General features: G+C 63.9%; 15 protein-coding genes and 1 tRNA gene. 8 read left to right on the top strand and 8 right to left on the bottom strand.

The features are described 5' to 3' along the window. Nucleotides 1–6 precede the first annotated feature (6 nt). The 3 genes from ACWGPT_RS16960 (at nucleotide 7) to ACWGPT_RS16950 (ending at nucleotide 3,211) form a co-directional block, all read left to right on the top strand. Nucleotides 7–744 (top strand): 16S rRNA (uracil(1498)-N(3))-methyltransferase, encoded by a 738-nt coding sequence (locus tag ACWGPT_RS16960; RefSeq protein ID WP_452606808.1) that lies wholly within the window; start codon nucleotides 7–9, stop codon nucleotides 742–744. A gap of 123 nt (nucleotides 745–867) precedes the next feature. Beyond that, nucleotides 868–2,241: a glutamate--cysteine ligase gene (locus ACWGPT_RS16955; RefSeq protein ID WP_452606807.1), complete on the top strand. Its 1,374-nt coding sequence runs from the start codon at nucleotides 868–870 to the stop codon at nucleotides 2,239–2,241. Between the two features lie 82 nt (nucleotides 2,242–2,323). Then, the gene (locus ACWGPT_RS16950) at nucleotides 2,324–3,211 is read left to right on the top strand and encodes a DUF937 domain-containing protein (RefSeq protein ID WP_452606806.1); all 888 of its coding nucleotides are present in this window, start codon (nucleotides 2,324–2,326) and stop codon (nucleotides 3,209–3,211) included. 79 nt (nucleotides 3,212–3,290) lie between these two features. Here ACWGPT_RS16950 and ACWGPT_RS16945 read toward each other — a convergent pair whose 3' ends face one another. Further along, a complete protein-coding gene (locus ACWGPT_RS16945; protein WP_452606805.1) occupies nucleotides 3,291–3,587 on the bottom strand; it encodes a DUF1127 domain-containing protein in 297 nt (98 codons plus the stop codon). Between the two features lie 192 nt (nucleotides 3,588–3,779). On the opposite strand from ACWGPT_RS16945, the gene ACWGPT_RS16940 reads away from it, so the two are divergent. Beyond that, the gene (locus tag ACWGPT_RS16940) at nucleotides 3,780–4,730 is read left to right on the top strand and encodes a LysR substrate-binding domain-containing protein (protein ID WP_452606804.1); all 951 of its coding nucleotides are present in this window, start codon (nucleotides 3,780–3,782) and stop codon (nucleotides 4,728–4,730) included. A gap of 51 nt (nucleotides 4,731–4,781) precedes the next feature. Here ACWGPT_RS16940 and katA read toward each other — a convergent pair whose 3' ends face one another. After that, complete coding sequence (gene katA, locus ACWGPT_RS16935) at nucleotides 4,782–6,278, bottom strand: catalase KatA (protein WP_452606803.1); 1,497 nt, start codon at nucleotides 6,276–6,278, stop codon at nucleotides 4,782–4,784. 109 nt (nucleotides 6,279–6,387) lie between these two features. Here katA and ACWGPT_RS16930 point away from each other — a divergent pair, with 109 nt between their 5' ends. Next, the gene (locus ACWGPT_RS16930) at nucleotides 6,388–7,335 is read left to right on the top strand and encodes a LysR substrate-binding domain-containing protein (RefSeq protein ID WP_452606802.1); all 948 of its coding nucleotides are present in this window, start codon (nucleotides 6,388–6,390) and stop codon (nucleotides 7,333–7,335) included. Here ACWGPT_RS16930 and ACWGPT_RS16925 read toward each other — a convergent pair. From ACWGPT_RS16925 to ACWGPT_RS16910, 4 genes are all read right to left on the bottom strand, one after another. After that, on the bottom strand, nucleotides 7,316–8,203 hold the full coding sequence (locus ACWGPT_RS16925; RefSeq protein WP_452606801.1) for a dienelactone hydrolase family protein: 888 nt from the start codon (nucleotides 8,201–8,203) through the stop codon (nucleotides 7,316–7,318). The genes ACWGPT_RS16930 and ACWGPT_RS16925 overlap by 20 nt on opposite strands. 126 nt (nucleotides 8,204–8,329) lie before the next feature. After that, nucleotides 8,330–8,731 carry an MAPEG family protein gene (locus tag ACWGPT_RS16920; protein ID WP_452606956.1) on the bottom strand — a complete coding sequence of 134 codons (402 nt, stop codon included), beginning with the start codon at nucleotides 8,729–8,731 and terminating at the stop codon, nucleotides 8,330–8,332. A gap of 156 nt (nucleotides 8,732–8,887) precedes the next feature. Beyond that, nucleotides 8,888–10,393, bottom strand: coding sequence for an IMP dehydrogenase (guaB, locus tag ACWGPT_RS16915; RefSeq protein ID WP_452606800.1), 1,506 nt, complete (start codon nucleotides 10,391–10,393; stop codon nucleotides 8,888–8,890). Between the two features lie 178 nt (nucleotides 10,394–10,571). After that, nucleotides 10,572–11,432 carry an MBL fold metallo-hydrolase gene (locus ACWGPT_RS16910; RefSeq protein ID WP_452606955.1) on the bottom strand — a complete coding sequence of 287 codons (861 nt, stop codon included), beginning with the start codon at nucleotides 11,430–11,432 and terminating at the stop codon, nucleotides 10,572–10,574. A 329-nt stretch (nucleotides 11,433–11,761) separates the two neighbouring features. Between ACWGPT_RS16910 and ACWGPT_RS16905 the strand changes: the two genes are divergently transcribed. Further along, nucleotides 11,762–13,168: an MFS transporter gene (locus ACWGPT_RS16905; protein WP_452606799.1), complete on the top strand. Its 1,407-nt coding sequence runs from the start codon at nucleotides 11,762–11,764 to the stop codon at nucleotides 13,166–13,168. Here ACWGPT_RS16905 and ACWGPT_RS16900 read toward each other — a convergent pair whose 3' ends face one another. Further along, nucleotides 13,169–13,912, bottom strand: a complete 744-nt coding sequence (locus tag ACWGPT_RS16900) for an RlmE family RNA methyltransferase (protein WP_452606798.1) — start codon at nucleotides 13,910–13,912, stop codon at nucleotides 13,169–13,171. Continuing rightward, nucleotides 13,909–15,429 (bottom strand): Ppx/GppA phosphatase family protein, encoded by a 1,521-nt coding sequence (locus tag ACWGPT_RS16895; RefSeq protein ID WP_452606797.1) that lies wholly within the window; start codon nucleotides 15,427–15,429, stop codon nucleotides 13,909–13,911. The genes ACWGPT_RS16900 and ACWGPT_RS16895 overlap by 4 nt, the downstream gene beginning before the upstream one ends. Before the next feature lie 252 nt (nucleotides 15,430–15,681). On the opposite strand from ACWGPT_RS16895, the gene ACWGPT_RS16890 reads away from it, so the two are divergent. Both ACWGPT_RS16890 and ACWGPT_RS16885 read left to right on the top strand, forming a co-directional pair. Continuing rightward, nucleotides 15,682–15,755, top strand: a tRNA-Gln gene (locus ACWGPT_RS16890). Nucleotides 15,756–16,120: 365 nt separating this feature from the next. After that, entirely contained in the window at nucleotides 16,121–18,001 is a 1,881-nt protein-coding gene (locus ACWGPT_RS16885) for a DUF6538 domain-containing protein (protein ID WP_452606796.1), read from the top strand. Nucleotides 18,002–18,400: the final 399 nt, after the last annotated feature.

The following is an 18,400-nucleotide window of genomic DNA, read 5'->3' as shown; positions in this document are numbered from 1 at the left end:
ACGAGCATGCGCGCCAACTTCCGAATGCAGCGGCTTCACGTGGCGGGCGACCTTTCGGCCGGCACCCGGGTCGAGGCCGGTCCGGAGCAGTTCAACTACCTCGCCAACGTGCTGCGGCTGACGGATGGCGCCGAGATCCTCGTCTTCAACGGCCGTGACGGCGAATGGAGGGCAAGGCTCGCCTTCCCCTCCCGGAAGAAGCTGGTGATCGAATGCGCCGAACAGACGCGTCCGCAACCTGCCGCCCCCGATCTCCACTACCTCTTCGCGCCGCTGAAGGTCGGCCGTCTCGACTACATGGTACAGAAGGCCGTCGAGATGGGCGCCGGACTGCTCCAGCCGGTGATGACGCAGCATGTGCAGGGAAAGATCACCAATCTCGACCGGCTGCAGGCAAACGCGATAGAAGCCGCGGAGCAATGCGGAATACTGTGGGTCCCGCAGGTCGCACCGCCCAGGAAGCTGCGTGACCTGCTCGACGAATGGCCGGCGGACCGGCGGATCATCTTTTGCGACGAAGGCGAGGAAAGCCAGAACCCCCTCCCCGCGCTGGAGGAATTGCGAGGCCAGCGCCTCGCTCTTCTCGTGGGACCCGAGGGAGGCTTTTCGGAAGAGGAGCGTGGGATGCTGCGCGGCCTCGACTTCGTCACTCCGATCCCGCTCGGCCCGCGCATCCTGCGGGCGGATACGGCCGCCGTCGCCGCGCTCGCCGTTATCCAGGCCACCATCGGCGACTGGCGATGATACGCGGGCAACGAATTTCATGAAATTCTGAAATCATCTTGAAACAAATTCACTTGCGCGGCACATCAATCCGGTTCAAGCAGCCGGAAACGACAGCCCTGGCGGCTCTACAAGGTAATTTCCATGGCCCGTGACACGATCGACCAGACACCCCTGAATTCGGTGTCCGAGCTTTCAGCCTACCTCGCAGGCGGCGCGCGTCCGGCCGACGAATTCCGGCTCGGCACCGAGCATGAGAAGTTTCCGTTCTTCACCAGGGACCACAGCCCCGTTCCCTATGCGGGCGAGGCCAGCATCGCCGCGCTTCTGACGGGCATGCAGGCGCGGCTGGGCTGGGATCCGATCATGGACGGCGACAACATCATCGGGCTTGCCGAACCCACCGGCATGGGCGCGATCTCCATCGAGCCCGGCGGCCAGTTCGAACTTTCCGGAGCGCCGCTCGAGACGGTCCACCAGACCTGCCAGGAATCCAACCGGCACCTCGAAGTCCTGCGCGAGGTCGCCGAGCCGATGGGCATCGGCTTCCTCGGCATCGGCGGCAGCCCGAAATGGAGCCTGGCCGAGACGCCGAGGATGCCGAAGTCGCGCTACGGGATCATGACCCGCTACATGCCCAAGGTCGGCACGCAGGGTCTCGACATGATGTATCGCACCTGCACGATCCAGGTGAACCTCGACTTCTCCTCCGAGGAGGACATGGCGCGCAAGATGCGGCTTTCGATGAAGCTGCAGCCGCTGGCAACGGCACTGTTTGCCTCCTCGCCCTTCACCGAAGGCAAGCCGAACGGGCTGCTTTCCTGGCGCGGCGACATCTGGCGCGACACCGACAACCAGCGTGCGGGCATTCTCCCGTTCGTCTTCAACGCCGACTTCGGCTTTGACGACTATGTCGAGTGGGCACTCGACGTGCCGATGTATTTCGTCGTTCGCGACGGCCGGTACCATGACTGCACCCATGTCACCTTCCGCCAGTTCATGAACGGCGCCCTCAAGGGCGAGATCGATGCCTGGGAGCCGACGCTCGGCGACTGGACCAACCACCTTTCCACGCTCTTTCCCGACGTCCGGCTGAAGCGCTTCCTTGAAATGCGCGGGGCCGATGGCGGTCCGTGGCGGCGCATCTGCGCGCTCCCGGCTTTCTGGGTCGGCCTCCTCTACGACCAGGGCGCGCTTGCCGCAGCGGAAGAATTGACGGCGGGGTGGACCTACGCGGATGTCCAGCAGCTTCGCGACAACGTTCCCGCCAAAGGGCTCAAGGCCGAGATCGCCGGACGGCCGCTGATGGAAATCGCCCGCGCGGTCGTCGCCATCTCGCGCGACGGCCTGGCATCCCGCAAGCGGCTGAATGGCGAGGGGCAGGACGAGACGGTATTCCTGAACCCGCTCGAGGAAGTGCTGGCGACAAGGGCAACACTGGCGGACGACCTGCTGACCCTTTACCACGGTCGCTGGCAGGAAAGCGTCGAGCCCGTATTCGACGAGTACAAGTACTGATCGACCGCATTCCAAAAAGCGGTTTCCGTCGATAAGTTTCGGGATATATTTGCCTATCGCGTCAACCCGAGAGGAATGCTCCATGCTGCCACTGTTCGACATGATGCTAAAGGCGCAGAACGGCACCGCCATGGAGGCAATGGCGCGGCAGTTCAACCTTGCACAGGAGCAGGTGGCACAGGCGATCGCAGCGCTGACGCCCGCCTTTTCCTCCGGCCTCAAGCGTACCGCCACTAACCCCTACGACTTCGGCACCCTGATGAACACGATGATGTCGGGCACGTATGCGAAGTATTTCGAGGACCTGAGCAAGGCCTTCACGCCGCAGGGGATCGCGGACGGCAATGCCGTTCTGGACAAGCTCTTCGGGTCACCGGCGGTCGCGCGCGCCATCTCGGCGCAGGCGGCGCAACTGACCGGGCTCGGCCAGGACATGTTGCGCAACATGATGCCGGTTATGGCGGACATGATGATGGGCGGCATGTTCAAGCAGGCGACCGGGCAGATGCAGCAAGGCGGCGATATGTTCGCCTCCAGCCCGATGGGACAGATGACCCGGCAATGGCTGGAGAACCTCGGCCTCCAGCCGAAGCCGAGCCCTGCGGCCGCGTCGGCTGATCTCTTCGACAATCCCTTCATGCAGAGCATCCGCAGCGCCTGGGGGCTGGACAAGGAAACGGCGGCGCCACGTCCCGCGGCAACGGTCGATCCGTTCGCCAACAACCCTTTCATGCAGGCGTTCCAGGAGATGATGACGGGCAAGCCCGGCACGGCGGCGGCTCAAAAGGCCTCCGCGCAGACAGAAGCGAAGCCTGCGTCCAATCCCTACGCCGACGCGCTGGCCAGCATGTTCGACAGCGGGCTCGAGGTGCAGAAGGCCTATCAGAAGAGCATGGAATCGATCTTCGATACCTATCTGGGCGGCAAGCCCGCCGGCGAAGCCGCCGCGGCGGCGAAGAGCCCCAAATAAACCAGGCATAAAAAAGCCCGGCCGGGAGACCGGGCCGGGCAAGCGGCAGGGCTATTGGCTATCACCCTGCGGGGAAAATTCAGATTCTCCGAAGCCGCTCGAACCTGACGACCGCACGGCGGCGCGCAGACTCGGCCAGCAGGGCGGCGGGATCGTCGAAGAGGCGGGAGGCATGCGTCGCGGCGAAGACGTCGTGACGGCTCAGGCCGATATCGTCGAGCTGGCGGTCGTCGAGCTCGTGAAGACGGTTGGACGCCCAGCGATTGCGCATCACGCGCCAGATCGTCGCCGCGAACGCAATGCTCGTGGTGTAGAGGCCGCGCGTCGCCGGCTGCGGCTTGGCGAGGTCGAGTTCAACAATCCGGGTCGTGCGCATGATACTTTCCTTCCATCGGCACGAGGATAGCCGCCCCGTCCGCGAAACATGCGAACGGGTGGCCAATTTGCTACGGGCGAAGGGAGAAACACCCGATCTGATGAGTACATTTGCCATTTATTCTAAGCTCTATTGATCAGTCCAACGAATGTTTCTAATGGTTGCTATCAGCTACTCTGATGGATGGACGCCATGACTGCTCCCCTCGATATCGACCAGCTTCACACTTTCCTCGCCATCGTCGACACCGGCAGCTTCACCAAGGCGGCGGACCGGGTGTTCAAGACGCAGTCGGCGGTCTCCATGCAGATGCGTCGCCTCGAGGAGAGGATCGGCAAACAGCTCTTCGCGAAGGACGGGCGCGGCAACCGGCTGACGACCGAGGGCGAGAAGCTCCTCAACTATGCCCGCCGCATCATCCGCCTGAACAATGAGGCTATTGCCGCCTTCGACGACAACCGGCTGGAAGGGACGCTGAGGATCGGCACGCCCGACGATTACGCGGACCGCTACATGCCGGAAATCATAGGTCGTTTCGCCAAAACCCACCCGAACGTCGAGCTCTATATCGTCTGCGAGAACTCAGCGAGCCTGGCGGAGCGGATGGCCCGCGGCGAGCTGGACATTGCGCTGGTGACCCATAACCCGCGGGCCCGCATGTCGGACGTGGTCCGTACCGAACCGCTCTGCTGGGTCGGATCGGCGAACCATCCGCTACGGGAGGGCGCGCCGGTGCCGCTTGCGGTCGGGCGCCGGGATTGCCTGTGGCGGCAGCTGGCATCCTCGGCGCTGGATGCGGACGGCCGGGAATACCAGATCCTGTTCACGAGCTGGTCGTCGACCGTGGTCGCGGCTGCAGTGCTTGCGGGGATGGCGGTCTCGGTCCTGCCGGAATCGGCGCTGCGCCCCGGCATGAAGGTGCTGACTTCCGGGGATGGCTTCCCGCCGCTTCCGCCGGTGCAGATCGGCCTGATGAAACGGCCGGGGCTGTCGCCCTCGCTGATGAACGCGATCACCGATCACATCGCCGCCTGCCTCGACAACATCTCGCCGGCGGTGGTCCCGGACGACCTGGATCCCGAGCCGAAGGGGATCGGCCGTTCGCTCAAGCTGCGGGCCGGCCAGATGGCGACCAGTTGGTAGAACGAAAAACCGGGGCAGAAGCTCCGGTTTCATTTTCATCAGGTACCGATGTTACTCGGCGGCAGCGGTGGGCTGTGCCGAAATCGTGTCGGCCTTGTAGCCGTGCATCTTTTCCAGCGCAGCGCGGACGCCTGCCTCGTAGTCCGGATGGACCAGCTTGAAGTGGGCGAGCTGGCGCTCGACGATGTGGCCGGGAACCCCACCCATCGCTGCTGCGATGTTGGAGAACAGGCGGCCCTTCTGGCCCTCGTCGAAGAGGTTGAAGAGCGCCCGCGGCTGGGCGTAGTCGTCGTTGCCTTCGCGGTGGTCATAGCGGGCCATGTCGCCGGAGATCTTCAGCGGCGGCTCCTTGGCGGAAGCGTCCTCGAAGGGTCCGTTGACCGAGTTGGGCTCGTAGTAGGCCTCCGGATTGCCGGTGCGCAGGCCGCCGTAGGTGTTCATCTGACCATCGCGATGGTAGTGATGGACCGGGCAGCGCGGCTGGTTGACCGGAATGTTCTCGTAATGGGTGCCCAGGCGATAACGATGGGCATCGGCATAGGAGAACACGCGGGCCTGCAGCATCTTGTCCGGGGAGTGGCTGATGCCGGGCACGATGTTGGACGGCGAGAATGCGGCCTGTTCGATCTCTGCGAAATAGTTGTCCGCATTGCGGTTCAGTTCCATCGTGCCGATGTCGATCGGCGGGAACTCGGAATGCGGCCAGACCTTGGTGAGGTCGAACGGGTTGTAGGAGGTCTTCTCGGCCTGCTCTTCGGTCATGATCTGGACCTGCACCTTCCAGCGCGGGAACTCGCCACGCTCGATGCCGCCGAAGAGGGCTTCCTGATAGCCTTCGCGGGTCTTGCCGATGAGGGCTTCGCCTTCCTCGTTGGTGAAGTGCTTGTGGCCCTGCAGGGTCTTGAAGTGGAACTTCACCCAGTAGCGCTCGCCGGCGTCATTCCAGAAGGAATAGGTGTGCGAACCGTAGCCGTTCATGTGCATCGGGTCGACCGGCAGGCCGCGGTCGGACATCAGGATGGTGACCTGGTGCAGGCTTTCCGGGGAAAGCGACCAGAAGTCCCACATCGCCGTCGCGGAGCGCAGGTTGGTGCGCGGATGGCGCTTCTGGGTGTGGATGAAGTCGGGGAACTTCAGCGGATCACGGATGAAGAAGACCGGCGTGTTGTTGCCGACGAGGTCCCAGTTGCCTTCCGGCGTGTAGAACTTCAGCGCAAAACCGCGCACGTCGCGCTCGTGGTCGGCCGCGCCCATTTCACCGGCGACGGTGGAGAAGCGAGCCAGCATCGGCGTTTCCGCGCCCGGCTGCAGGCACTTGGCCTTCGTGTACCTGGAGATGTCCCCGGTGATCTTCAGCGTACCATAGGCGCCCCAGCCCTTGGCATGGACGACGCGCTCGGGAATGCGCTCGCGGTTCTGGTGGGCCAGCTTCTCGATCAGCTGGTAGTCCTGCAGCATGACGCCGCCACGCGGCCCCGCAGTAATCGAATTCTGGTTGTCCGGTATAGGGGCACCGGCGGTGGTCGTCATCGTGGGACGGTCGGACATGTCATCTCCCTGCTTCATTCTGGAACGATTCTAGGTTTCGGCTTGACCTTCGCACCGCAGTTCCATAATTTCCAATATTATTTTTTTGGATTGTCGATAGGATTTTCTTATGGCTCTGACGCTTCGCCAAATGCGGTATTTCGAGGCCCTCGCCCGGGAACGACACTTCGGGCGCGCGGCGGAATCGGTCCATGTCAGCCAACCCGCCCTCTCTGCCCAGATCAGCGAGATGGAGCATTCGCTGGGGGTGCGACTCGTCGAGCGGAACCGCGGCGGCATCCTCCTGACCCGCCATGGAGAGGACGTTCTCGCACAGGTCGTCGCGATACTCGGGCTCGTGGATCAGCTGGAAAACGGTGCACGCAATAGCGGCAAGCTCCTGGAAGGACTGGTCCGGATCGGGATCATTCCGACCGTCGCTCCCTACCTCGTGCCGAAGCTCGTGCCGCGGCTGCGGGAGAACTTCCCGCTGATCGAGATCGAACTGAAGGAGGCGGTGACCGACCGGTTGCTCATCGATCTTCAGGAAGGAAGGCTCGATGCCGTCATCGCGGCGCTCCCGATCGAGCAGGAGGGACTTGAGACGACGTCCCTGTTCTTCGACCCCTTCTACATGGCAATGGCCAACAACAGCGACACCATCCTGATGTCGCCGATGACGGAGACGCAGGTCGACACCGATCGCCTTCTCCTGCTCGAGGAGGGCCATTGCCTGAGAGAACAGGCGCTTTCGGTCTGCGGCACCACGCGCAAGCGCAACCTCGTCAACATCGGCGCGACGTCGATGGCGACGCTTCTGCAGATGGTATCCCACGACATGGGGATGACGCTCATTCCCGAACTCGCCATCCCGACGGAGACGGCGCGCAACGACATCCGCATCGTCCCCTTTGCCGACCCCGCCCCCTCCCGGGAGATCGGCCTTGTGTGGCGGAGATCGAGCGGCCGGCGCGAGGAAATGGCGGCGTTGGCGAAGGCGATCTCGAACTGCCGGTTGGCAAATCGGGGCGACGCCGGGACAAGGCCCGCCGCCGAACTCAGCTCAGGTGCGTCCTGAAGAAGTCGACCGTGCGTTTCCAGGCGAGATCCGCCGCCGCCTTGTCGTATCGCGCCGCCGAGGTGTCGTTGTTGAAGGCGTGGTTGACGCCCTCGTAGACGTAGATCTCGAAGGTCTTGCCGTTCTGTTCGAGCGCGGCCTTGTAGGCCTCGATGCCCGCGTTGATCCGCTCGTCGAGCCCTGCATAGTGCAGCAATAGCGGCGCGCGGATTGCGGGCACGTCCTCGATCGGCGGCTGGGATCCGTAATAGGCCACACCGGCATTGAGTTCCGGGGATTTCGTTGCCATGCGGTTCACGAGCCCGCCTCCCCAGCAGAAGCCGACCGCGCCGACCTTGCCGTTGGTGCCTTCCAGACTTGCAAGATAGGCGCGCGTCGCTTCGCCGTTGGCGGCGGTGGCGTTCGGATCGAGGCTGCTGAACATCTGTCGGGCCTGGTCCTCGTCGGCGGGCGTACCGCCCTGCGGCGAGAGGAAATCGGGCGCCAGGACGACGAAGCCCTCGAGCGCCATGCGCCGCGCCACGTCGCGGATATGGGCGTTCAGGCCACGGTTTTCATGGATGACGATCACGGCGGGCAGATCGCCGCTCGCATCCCTGGGGCGCACGAGGTAGCCGGTCATCTCCCCGTCCGCTCCCGGATAGGTCACGTCTTCCGCGATCAGCCGATCGTCGCTCTCGGCCACGATCTGCGCGTTTGCTCCGTTGGCGGCCAGGAGCGGCGCGATGGCGGCGGCCGCGGCGCCGGACCCCGCCAGGGCAGTCAGCTTCTCCATGAAGCCGCGGCGGTCGAGCGTGAGGTGCGTGTATTCATCATAGGCGTTGATCATCGCCTGGGTGATGGTCGGGGTGATGGTCGGCTTTTCCATGCAGGTCTCCTCCCGGGACTATCCGGCCATGCCCGCACGAGACGGAATGCCGGAGGACGAAGGCTAGATCATCCCGCCGACAAGCGGGTGACACTTCTGCGTGAAAGATCGGCCTCCCGGATCACCTCAGGAGAGCGCGAGCCAGACGGCAAGCCAGCCCCAAAGCAGGACGACGATAAAGAAGCCCGTGATGAAGATCGACCGGCGCTGGCGAAGCCGGTTGGTGGTGATGTGGACATAGGCGTGGACGTAGCGCGAAAGCACGAATGCCCAGGCCAGCAGGGCCGTGCCCACATTGTCCGCGGTCGTCACGTAGAGCGCCAGGCAGACCACATGGAAGAGGACCGGAAGCTCGAACTGGTTCTTGATGTTGTTGTTGATGAGCAGGCTTTCGAGCGGCTCGTCGCGGTTTTCCCTGAACTGATCGGCCCTGGCCGTGCCGGCGCGCACGGCGCCGACGCGGCGTCGCGACAGGAGGAAGTAGAGGCAGAAAACCAGGGCCGCGTGGCCGATCATCGGCCAGATCATCATCGTGCTGAACGTCACTGCGCTCTCCAGAACGGTTGCAGGAGCATGGCCGGCAGTCGCTTTACGAGCCACGACCCAAGGGCCATGGCTCGTACATGATCTAGTCGACGAGCGACAGCCGGGGTTGCTGCCGCTATCGACGAAAGGATGTTCCGATCAGCCCCCGGTGCCCGGATAGTTCGGGCTTTCGCGGGTGATCGTCACGCCGTGGGTGTGGCTTTCCCTCAAGGCCGCGCCGGAGATGCGCACGAATGTCGCCCTCTCCTGGAAGTCGCGAATGTCCACGCCGCCGACATAGCCCATGGCGGCGCGCAGACCGCCGGCGAGCTGGTGCAGGACCGCCGAGACCGGGCCCTTGTAGGGAACCTGGCCTTCAATGCCTTCGGGGACGAGCTTCAGAGTGTCGCGGACTTCCGCCTGGAAGTAGCGGTCCGCCGATCCGCGCGCCATGGCGCCGACCGAGCCCATTCCGCGGTATGCCTTGAAGGAGCGCCCCTGGTAGAGGTAGACCTCGCCCGGGCTTTCGTCGGTGCCGGCCAGGAGCGAGCCGACCATCACGGCGGAGGCGCCTGCGGCGATTGCCTTGGCAAGGTCACCCGAGAACTTGATGCCGCCATCGGCAATGACCGGAATGTTCTGCTCCCGGGCGGCGCCCACGGCGGCCATGATGGCGGCGAGCTGGGGGACGCCCACGCCTGCGACGATCCGCGTCGTGCAGATTGATCCCGGGCCGATACCGACCTTCACCGCGTCGGCGCCGACATCGATGAGGGCGCGGGTGCCGTCGGCCGTGGCGACGTTGCCGGCCATGATGCGCACGGAGTTCGAAAGCTTCTTCACCCGGGCGACGGCATCGAGGACGCGCTGCGAATGGCCGTGCGCCGTGTCGACGACGAGAAGGTCCACACCGGCGTCGATCAACCGTTCGGCACGCTCAAAGCCGTCGTCGCCGACGCTGATCGCCGCGGCTGCCCGCAGTCGACCCTGCGCATCCTTCGAGGCGTTCGGGTTGAGCTGCGACTTCTCGATATCCTTCACGGTGATCAGGCCGACGCAGTGGCCCTGCCCGTCAACGACCAGAAGCTTCTCGATGCGATGCTTGTGAAGAAGACGCTTGGCCTCGGACTGGTCGACGTTGTCGTTGACCGTGATGAGGTTTTCCCGCGTCATCAGTTCGTAGATCTTCTGGGATGGGTCGGAGGCGAAGCGAACGTCGCGGTTGGTCAGGATGCCGACGAGACGACCGGTCTTCTGGCCGTCGTTGCCGCCGTTTTCCACCACCGGAATACCGGAAATGCCGTGGGACTTCATGAGCGACAGCGCCTCGGCCAATGTCGCGTCGGGGCCGATGGTCACCGGATTGACGACCATGCCGCTTTCGAACTTCTTGACCTGCCGGACTTCCTCGGCCTGCTCGACGGGCGTCAGGTTGCGGTGGATGACACCGATACCGCCGGCCTGGGCCATGGCGATCGCCAGCCGGCTTTCCGTGACCGTATCCATTGCCGAAGAGAGGATCGGCAGGTTGAGGTCGATGTCGCGGGCGATGGTGGTGGCGATGTTCGTCTGCCCGGGCATGATCTCGGAATGGCCGGGCTGCAGCAGCACGTCGTCGAAGGTAAGCGCATCCGCGCCGGTTGCTGATTCAATGATGCGTGCCATGGCCAATTCCTTCGGGTCAGAAATGCGGGAACTGCACCGGAACGATCATTCGTCCGCCCGGGCGTCCCTTAAAAATGCTAGGAAGTTGGCGAGGGCTGGTAACACGTTCATGACGGGATGGGAATAGAAAAAACCCGGAGACCGAGCCTCCGGGTTCCTGGCTCGTCGTCGAGGATGCTCAGAGGTCGAACTGGTAGGACTTCGGCACGAAGCGGTAGCCGGTTCCCTCTTTCTCGATATAGCCCACCGCCGGGAAGGGCATGTGATAGCCGACGAAGGCGACCTTGTCGGCCGCGATCATGTCGAAGACCTTCTTGCGGGTCGCCGCGGCGGCCTGCTTGTCCATGTCGAAGCGGACCTCCCAGTCGGGCCGCTGCAGCGACAGCACGAAATGGTTGGCGGTATCGGCCGTCAGCACCAGGCGCCGACCGCCCGATTCGATGTTGTAGATCATGTGCCCCGGCGAATGACCGAAGGCGGCCATGCCGGTGATGCCGGAGACGACATCCCCTCCATCGCCGATGAACGTCATCTTCTCCGCAAGCGGCTGGACGTTGGCGACAACGCCCTTGTGGCCGTTCTCGGCCGGCGTCCCGACGCGGGCGGGATCGGTCCAGAAGTCGTACTCGACCTGGCCGGTCACGTATTGCGCATTCGGGAAGGCCGGCTTGCCGTCCTCCATCAGCCCGCCGATGTGATCGCCGTGCATGTGGGTGATCACCACCACGGTGACGTCCTCGGGCGCATAGCCGCCTGCCGCGAGCCCCTCGACCAGCCGGCCCAGTCCCTGCGCGCGTCCACCGGGGCCAAGCCCGGTGTCGAAGAGCACGAGTTCGCTGCCCGTGTTGACGAGCGTCGGGGCGAAACTGTTCACGAAGTCGCCTGCCGGCAGGAAGTTCTCCTCCAGAAGTGCCGCGACATCGGCTGGCGGCTGGTTGGTCCCGAAGGTCTCGTTCGGCGCGCCCGACCCGCGGGCACCGTCCTTGATGACGAAGACCTCGAAGTCGCCAAGCGGGAAGCGGTGAGTCTCCGGTGGCATGGCGCGGTCGATTTCCAGTTGCACGGTCCCCTGCGCCGCAGGGGCGGGCTGGGCACGTACGATAGCCGGCGCGGCCAGTATGCCAAGCCCGGCCGAACCCAGCAGCGCCCGGCGTCCCATCTTCGGTATGGTCATGATCGTCCTCTCCCTCGAATTCCCGTTCTCCCCGCGACTGCGGGAACGTCGCGGACTGAGATAATCGACCCCCTCAGCACGGAAAGCGGCGTCACGCAGACGTGATGCGGATATGATCGGAACATCGACGGGCGTTGGCAATTGGCGAGGATAGCTCTAGTAAGGCCAGCCTCCTTCCCCGCGTGACCCAGTCCATGAACCGCATCGTCCCCCTCATTCTCGCCGTCGCACTGTTCATGGAAAACATGGATTCCACCGTCATATCGACGGCGCTGCCGACGATCGCGGCCGATCTCGGCGTCGGGCCGATCACCCTGAAGCTTGCCCTCACCTCCTACATGCTGGCACTGGCGATCTTCATTCCGGTCAGCGGCTGGATGGCGGACCGCTTCGGCGCCAAGAAGGTCTTCCGGCTCGCGCTGGTCGTGTTCATCATCGGGTCGATCTGCTGCGCCGTTTCCGGCTCGGTGTCGCAATTCGTCCTTTCCCGCTTCCTGCAGGGCATGGGCGGCGCGATGATGACGCCCGTGGGACGGCTCCTGCTCCTGAGGACAACTGATCGCAGCGAACTCGTCTCGGCCCTCGCGCTCCTGACCATTCCAGCACTGATCGCGCCGCTGACCGGGCCGCCCGTCGGCGGCTTCATCACCACCTATTTCGCGTGGCAGTGGATCTTCATCATCAATGTCCCGATCGGCCTTCTCGGAATATGGCTGTCCGGCATATTCCTGCCGGATATCGAGGCCGTCCGCCCGCCGCCCATAGACTGGTTCGGCTTCTTCCTCGCCTCCATGGCCGCCGCGGGCACGGTCTTCGGGCTCTCGGTCGTCAGCCTTCCCGCTCTGCCGCCGGCCTTCGGCATCTGCGCCACCCTGTTCGGCATCGCATGCGGCATAGGCTATGTGCGGCACGCAGCGCGACACCCCTCGCCGATCCTCAACCTCGCGATTTTCAGGAACGACGCCTTCCGGGCCGCAACGGTCAGCGGAACCATCTTCCGCATCTCCACCGGCGCCATCCCGTTCCTGATGCCGCTGATGCTGCAGCTTGGCTTCGGGCTCAACCCGTTCCAGTCGGGCATGATCACCTTTGCCGGCGCGATCGGGGCGCTGACGGTCAAGTTCATCGCCCGGCGGGTCTTCGCGGCGACCGGGTTCAAGGCCATGCTGATCACCGCCGGCTTCCTGGCTGCGCTGACGACTGCCGCGAACGGCTTCTTCACGCCGGAGACCTCGCACGCGCTGATCATCGCCTTCCTGGTCGCGTCCGGGCTTTTCCGGTCGTTCTTCTTTACCGGCAGCAACGCGCTCAGCTATGCGGAGATCGACAATTCGCAGGCAAGCCAGGCCACCTCGATCGCCTCGGTGCTCCAGCAGGTGAGCCTCGCGCTCGGGGTCGCTTTTGCCGCATTCATCCTGGAAATATCCGCCATGCTGTCCAGCGGTCATCTTCGGCTTGCGGACTTTCACCTGGCATTCTTCGTCGTCGCCGGCGTGTCGCTCTTCGCCATCGTTCCGCTGCTCGGCCTGAGGCGGGACGCGGGAGCAGCCGTATCCGGTCACGGGCGCAAGGCGATCATCGAGCCCGAAGCCGCCGAGTGATCAGTCTTCCGCTTCGTCGGCCTCGGCTGCAGCCTCACCTTCGCCCTCGGCCTTGCGGCCCTTGAAGTGCTTGGCGAGCAGGAACATTTCCACCGATTCCGAACGGGAGGCGCCGGGCTTGATGTGGATCACCTGCCGGAAGTTCTGCTTGAGCATGTTGAGGAGATCCCGCTCGGTCCCACCCTGGAAGGTCTTGGCCAGGAAGTGCCCGCCCTCCTTCAGGACGTCGACGGCGAAATAGGCCGCGACCTCGCACAGGTGCATGGTCCTCAGGTGGTCCGTCTTCTGGTGGCCCGTGGTGGGGGCCGCCATGTCGGAAATCACCAGGTCCGGCGCGCCGCCGATCGCATCGGTCAGCTGTTGCGGGGCCGACGGATCGAGGAAGTCGAGCTGCAGGATCCTGACGCCCGGCAGCGGCGCCATCTCGAGGAAATCGATTGCCGCGACCCGGATGTCCTCGTCGGTCGAGCCCGTTACCTTTGCGGCGATCTGCGACCAGCTTCCGGGCGCCGCACCGAGATCGATGATCCGGCGCGCGCCCTTGAGGATCTGGTGCTTCTCGTCGATTTCCAGCAACTTGAAGGCGGCCCGGGCGCGGTAGCCCTCGAGCCTCGCCCTCTGCACGTAGGGATCGTTGATATGGCGCTCGATCCAGCGCCGCGACGACGCCTTGAGCTTGCCCTTCTTCACCTTCTGGCCGAGCTTTCGGCCTGTCCGGTTGCCTGCGACCGGCGGTTTCGTCATCGACGCGTCCCCTGCTCCTGCCGCTCCACGTCGGGGCGGCGCGGCCGGATGCGGCGCCATGCACCGTCATCCGCCATCATGTCAGTCAGAATTCCCTCGCGAAGCCCGCGGTCGGCAACGCGCATGCGCGGGCTCGGCCAGCGCCGGCGGATCGCCTCCAGGATGGCGCAGCCGGCGAGCACCAGGTCGGCCCGGTCGGGGCCGATGCAGGGATTTGCGGCGCGGTCGGAAAAATCCCAGGATAGGAGCTTCGCCTGCATCGCGGAAACCTCGGCATCGGAGAGCCACAGCCCGTCCACCTTGCGGCGGTCGTAGCGCGGCAGGTCGAGGTGAACCCCGGCAAGCGTCGTGACCGTGCCGGAGGTTCCGATCAAGTGGAAACCCGCGCCGTCTTCCCGGTGATGGCCCGCCACCGGCGGCGCCTCGAAGCCGGCCAGCATTTCCTCGACCTCGGCCACCATTCCGGCAAACACGTCCGGCGTCACGTCGCGGCCGCCGTGGCGTTCCGACAGCGTCACCACGCCGACGGGCAGCGAGGTCCAGTGGGTGATATGGTTGGCAAGCCTGTTGGAACGGCTTTCGCCGATACGGATGACGGCGATTTCCGAGGAGCCGCCGCCGATATCGAAGAGAACGACCGAACGGGCCTCCCGCCCGACGAGCGACGAGCAGCCGGAGACGGCAAGGCGCGCCTCGGTCTCGCGGTCGATGATCTCCAGGGTGAGGCTGGTCTCGCGCACGACGCGGTCGAGGAATTCCTCCCCGTTCTCGGCTGCCCGGCAGGCTTCGGTGGCGATCAGGCGCATCTTGCGGATGGGCCGGCTGGAAAGCTTTCCGGCGCAGACCTTGAGCGCTTCGACGGCCCTGTCCATGGCTTCGTTGGAAAGCCTTCGGCTCGCCGCGAGGCCTTCGCCGAGCCTGACGATCCGGGAGAAAGCGTCGACGACGCGGAACTGTCCCGGACGGGTCGGCTGGGCCACCAGAAGCCGGCAATTGTTGGTGCCGAGATCGAGCGCGGCGTAGAAGTCGTCCCGGAACGGCGGCCGGCCGGTCTCCGCGGCCGACTGCGTCGCCGGCCTTGGGGCGGAGGCAGCAGCCCTGACGGCCGTCTCGGGGGCATAGGCGGGCTCATGGCGCGGCGGCGCAAGCGGGCGGCCCTGCAGTTCGCGACCGCTGCGGTTCTTCTTGCGGCGCTTTCGCGTGCGGTTGCGATCCTCGGACGCGCCGGTTTCCGCACCGGAAGGCCGGGACGGCGTGCCCGCGGCTGTCTTCGGCATGCCTTCGGCATCCGATGGCGACCGCGCGCGGCGGCGCTTTCGCTTGCGTTTGGGACTTTCGGCGTTGCCCGGCTCGACATGGGACTGACCCGCCTCGTTCGCGGGTGCGCCATGCATGCGAGGCGCCGCGTGACGGTGCTTGCCGTTCCGCTTCGCCCTGCGGCGGCGGGACTTCGGTTCGCCCCGCCCTTCAGCCGATGCCCCGCCCTGTTGCGGCTTTCCGCCGCCCTCGGGGTCCATCACTTCTATCCATCTCGCCGCGCAACGCCATCATGGCATGCAGCAGGCGTCCATCTGTTTCGTTGACCGGAAGATAACAGCGACCGGCGCTTTCGCCAATCGGTTTTTCGACCGCCTGCCCGCGACCGCGATCCCCGCCGCAAAACACTCGCGGCACCCTGGTGAAAACTTTTTCAAAAAGGGTATTTGCATCCGCCCGCGCTTTGGCTATAAGCCGCCCACACCGAACGACGCACGCCGTCGCACTATTCTTGGGGAATAGGTTAACGGTAGACCCACGGACTCTGACTCCGTTAGTCCTGGTTCGAATCCAGGTTCCCCAGCCAATTCTCCCAAAAAGCCTTGATTCCCTTGTTTTTCCAGTCGTGCCGGATCCCGTTTTGGCAACATTGGCGACCTGATGCCCAAAACTGATGCCCAAAGGTGATGCCCAGGCGCTTAACCGCCGCAGCCAAATCTTCGGGCCCGATAGAGGGCATTCGTCATGGCCGTGCGCCACGAGGTCGAGAATCTGATCCGCCGCGGAAACATCTTCTAGTGGCGTCCGCGCATCCCCGCCGCCTTCATTCACTGCCTTCCGGGCAGCCGTCTTTCACTCAGCCTTCATTGTTCCGATCATAGAAAGGCGCAGATCATTGGCCGGAAGCTGAACACGCGCCTGGCCGAAATGAAGGTGCATTCGAAGGAAGTGATGTCCAGCAAGCGCCAACTCCAGATGCTGTTCGAGCATGTACGGGATGAGGAAACCGAGAGGCTCGATGACATCAGCACGATGGCCAAGCGCAACGGCCGCGGCGGCGATGTCGTCGAGATGGAGCTCGATCTCGAGGCTGGCTGGGCCTATCAGCTCCTGGCAAAGTTCGGCACGCGCGTTGAGCTATCTCTGGAGAGTGGCTGCGCGGGCCTCACCTACCTTTTGAACAATTGCGTACCCGCATCGCATGTCGATGCCATTCGCGCCAACTATCAGGGCGAACGGGCGCTGGCGCGCAGCCCCGGCTTCGAAGACGGCATCCGACGGCTGATCTACAACTTCGAGATCGACGATACGGTCGCCAATCGTGAGCGCGCAATGTCCAAGATCTTCGAAGGCCGCGCGGCAGCCCTGTTGGACATTGACGAACGCGACGACCTCGTCGACAGGAGCCAGAGCGAGTTCACAAGCGGCGGAAGAGCCGTGGCGTCTGTTGCCGACTTGAAGGCGGCACCTGCTCAAGTTTCACATCCTGCTCCTGCAGTTCTGGTTGATGAGCGATCCTTGACTGCCTCAGCGGCTGCTGTTCCGGAAGAGCCGGAACTGGCCTATCTCGAGCTGACGCCTCACCCGGCGACGACAACGAAGCCAGCGCCGCAAGTTTCGGAAACCGAGCAGCGGGTTGTCGCGGTTTCGGATTTCGAGCAGGAATGTGAAAAGCTAATCGCCAACATGGGCGACGAGTGGACGAAGGACACCGGGCGCGACGCGATGGCCCTGGTGAGGATGTTCAAGACAGTGCTCGAGGAACATGGGGTCGAGCATTCCGGACAGATCGCGCAGTTTCACATCGGTCAGTTGCGGCAACACTTCAACCACATTCCAACAGACTGGGGCCGAAGCAGCCGGATGAGGATCATGTCGGCACCGGAACTGCGCGCAGAGGGCGAAAAGCTGCGCAAAGCGGCCGAAGCCTCCGCAACCAAGGCAAAGGTCGGCCTCGCGGCCGGGACCATCCGCAAGCACTTTGGCAATCTGCAGCACTTCCTGAAGCATCTCAAAGGTCATGGCTTCGAAATCGAGAGCTGGACCTTCGAAGGCCTACGGCCCCGGAAACCAAAACTGGGCGAGGTACGTCGCCAGCAGTACAAGCCCAAGCCGCAGGACATTGCTCCGATCTTCTCGAGCCCCGTCTTCTGCGGGTCGATCGGTCACCTCCGGGGCAAGCGGCGCAAATCGGGAAAGCATGTCTTCCACGATGCGCTCTATTATCTGCCGATCCTGTTCACCTACCTGGGACCGAGGAGGAAGGAGTTCGCCGGTCTTTCCGTGAATGATATCGCGAAGGACGAGAACGGCTATGTCATCATCCTCCGGACGAACAGCCTGCGGCGGCTGAAAACGGCACAGTCGGAGCGGCTGCTTCCGGTACCCGAGGAAATGGTCCGACTGGGCTTCATCGACTACGTTGAAGCTATCAAGCAGCTTGGATACGAGGCGCTTTTTCCGGACCTGTTTTCGGACAAGACAGATAACGACCCTGGCGATCGTTTCTACGACACCTTCGTCCCTGTGATGCAGGGAGCGCTCGGTGAAAAAATGTGGAAGCGTGCGATCCACGCACTTCGTCACGGCATGGCCGACACCCTGAAGCAGGCGGGTGTTTCGACTGAGATCATCGATGACATCTCGGGTCGACTGAGCGAAGGCAGTGAGACCAATACGCGCTACACCAATCCGGCGGATCTTCCACTGATGCGGAGCGCGCTCAAGCACTATCCGATCATCACATCGGCCATCGAACGTAAGCCGCTCCAGCTTCTTCCGTGGATCGAGAACAAGCAACCCCCGCCATGGGCCCGAGAAGGCAAGAAATGAAGCAGTCGGAGCGGAGAAAGCTCTCTACTCCGCTACCAGATCAGGCTGCTGTTTGCCAAAGGGGCGGCCGGAAGCCCGGCCGCCAGCGCCATCTTGCTTGTGGCAGCGGGCGACCGCCATGGTCGGCACTGTATCCGGCATAATATGATGGTGGTGTGTGGCCAATACCTATCGATGTGAGCGAGTGTCGCGGGTAGCAGTCACCGATCAATCCGCCTCCTATGGCCTAAGCTCATGGGGCAAAGAAAGCGCGGCTGCGTACATATCGACACTGCTGCCCGAAGCGGCGAATTCGCGCCCTACACTGTGTTTAGGCGTGGAATATTGACCCCTCTGGCGGGGTGACCGGCGTCCAATTTTGACCCCCCACCTGTTTCGTCTGACCATCCGCCTTTTGCT

The sequence above is a fragment of the Pseudorhizobium sp. NPDC055634 genome (assembly GCF_053618655.1).
The sequence above is the reverse complement of the archived record's forward strand: the minus strand, read 5'-3'. Positions and strand labels throughout refer to the sequence as shown.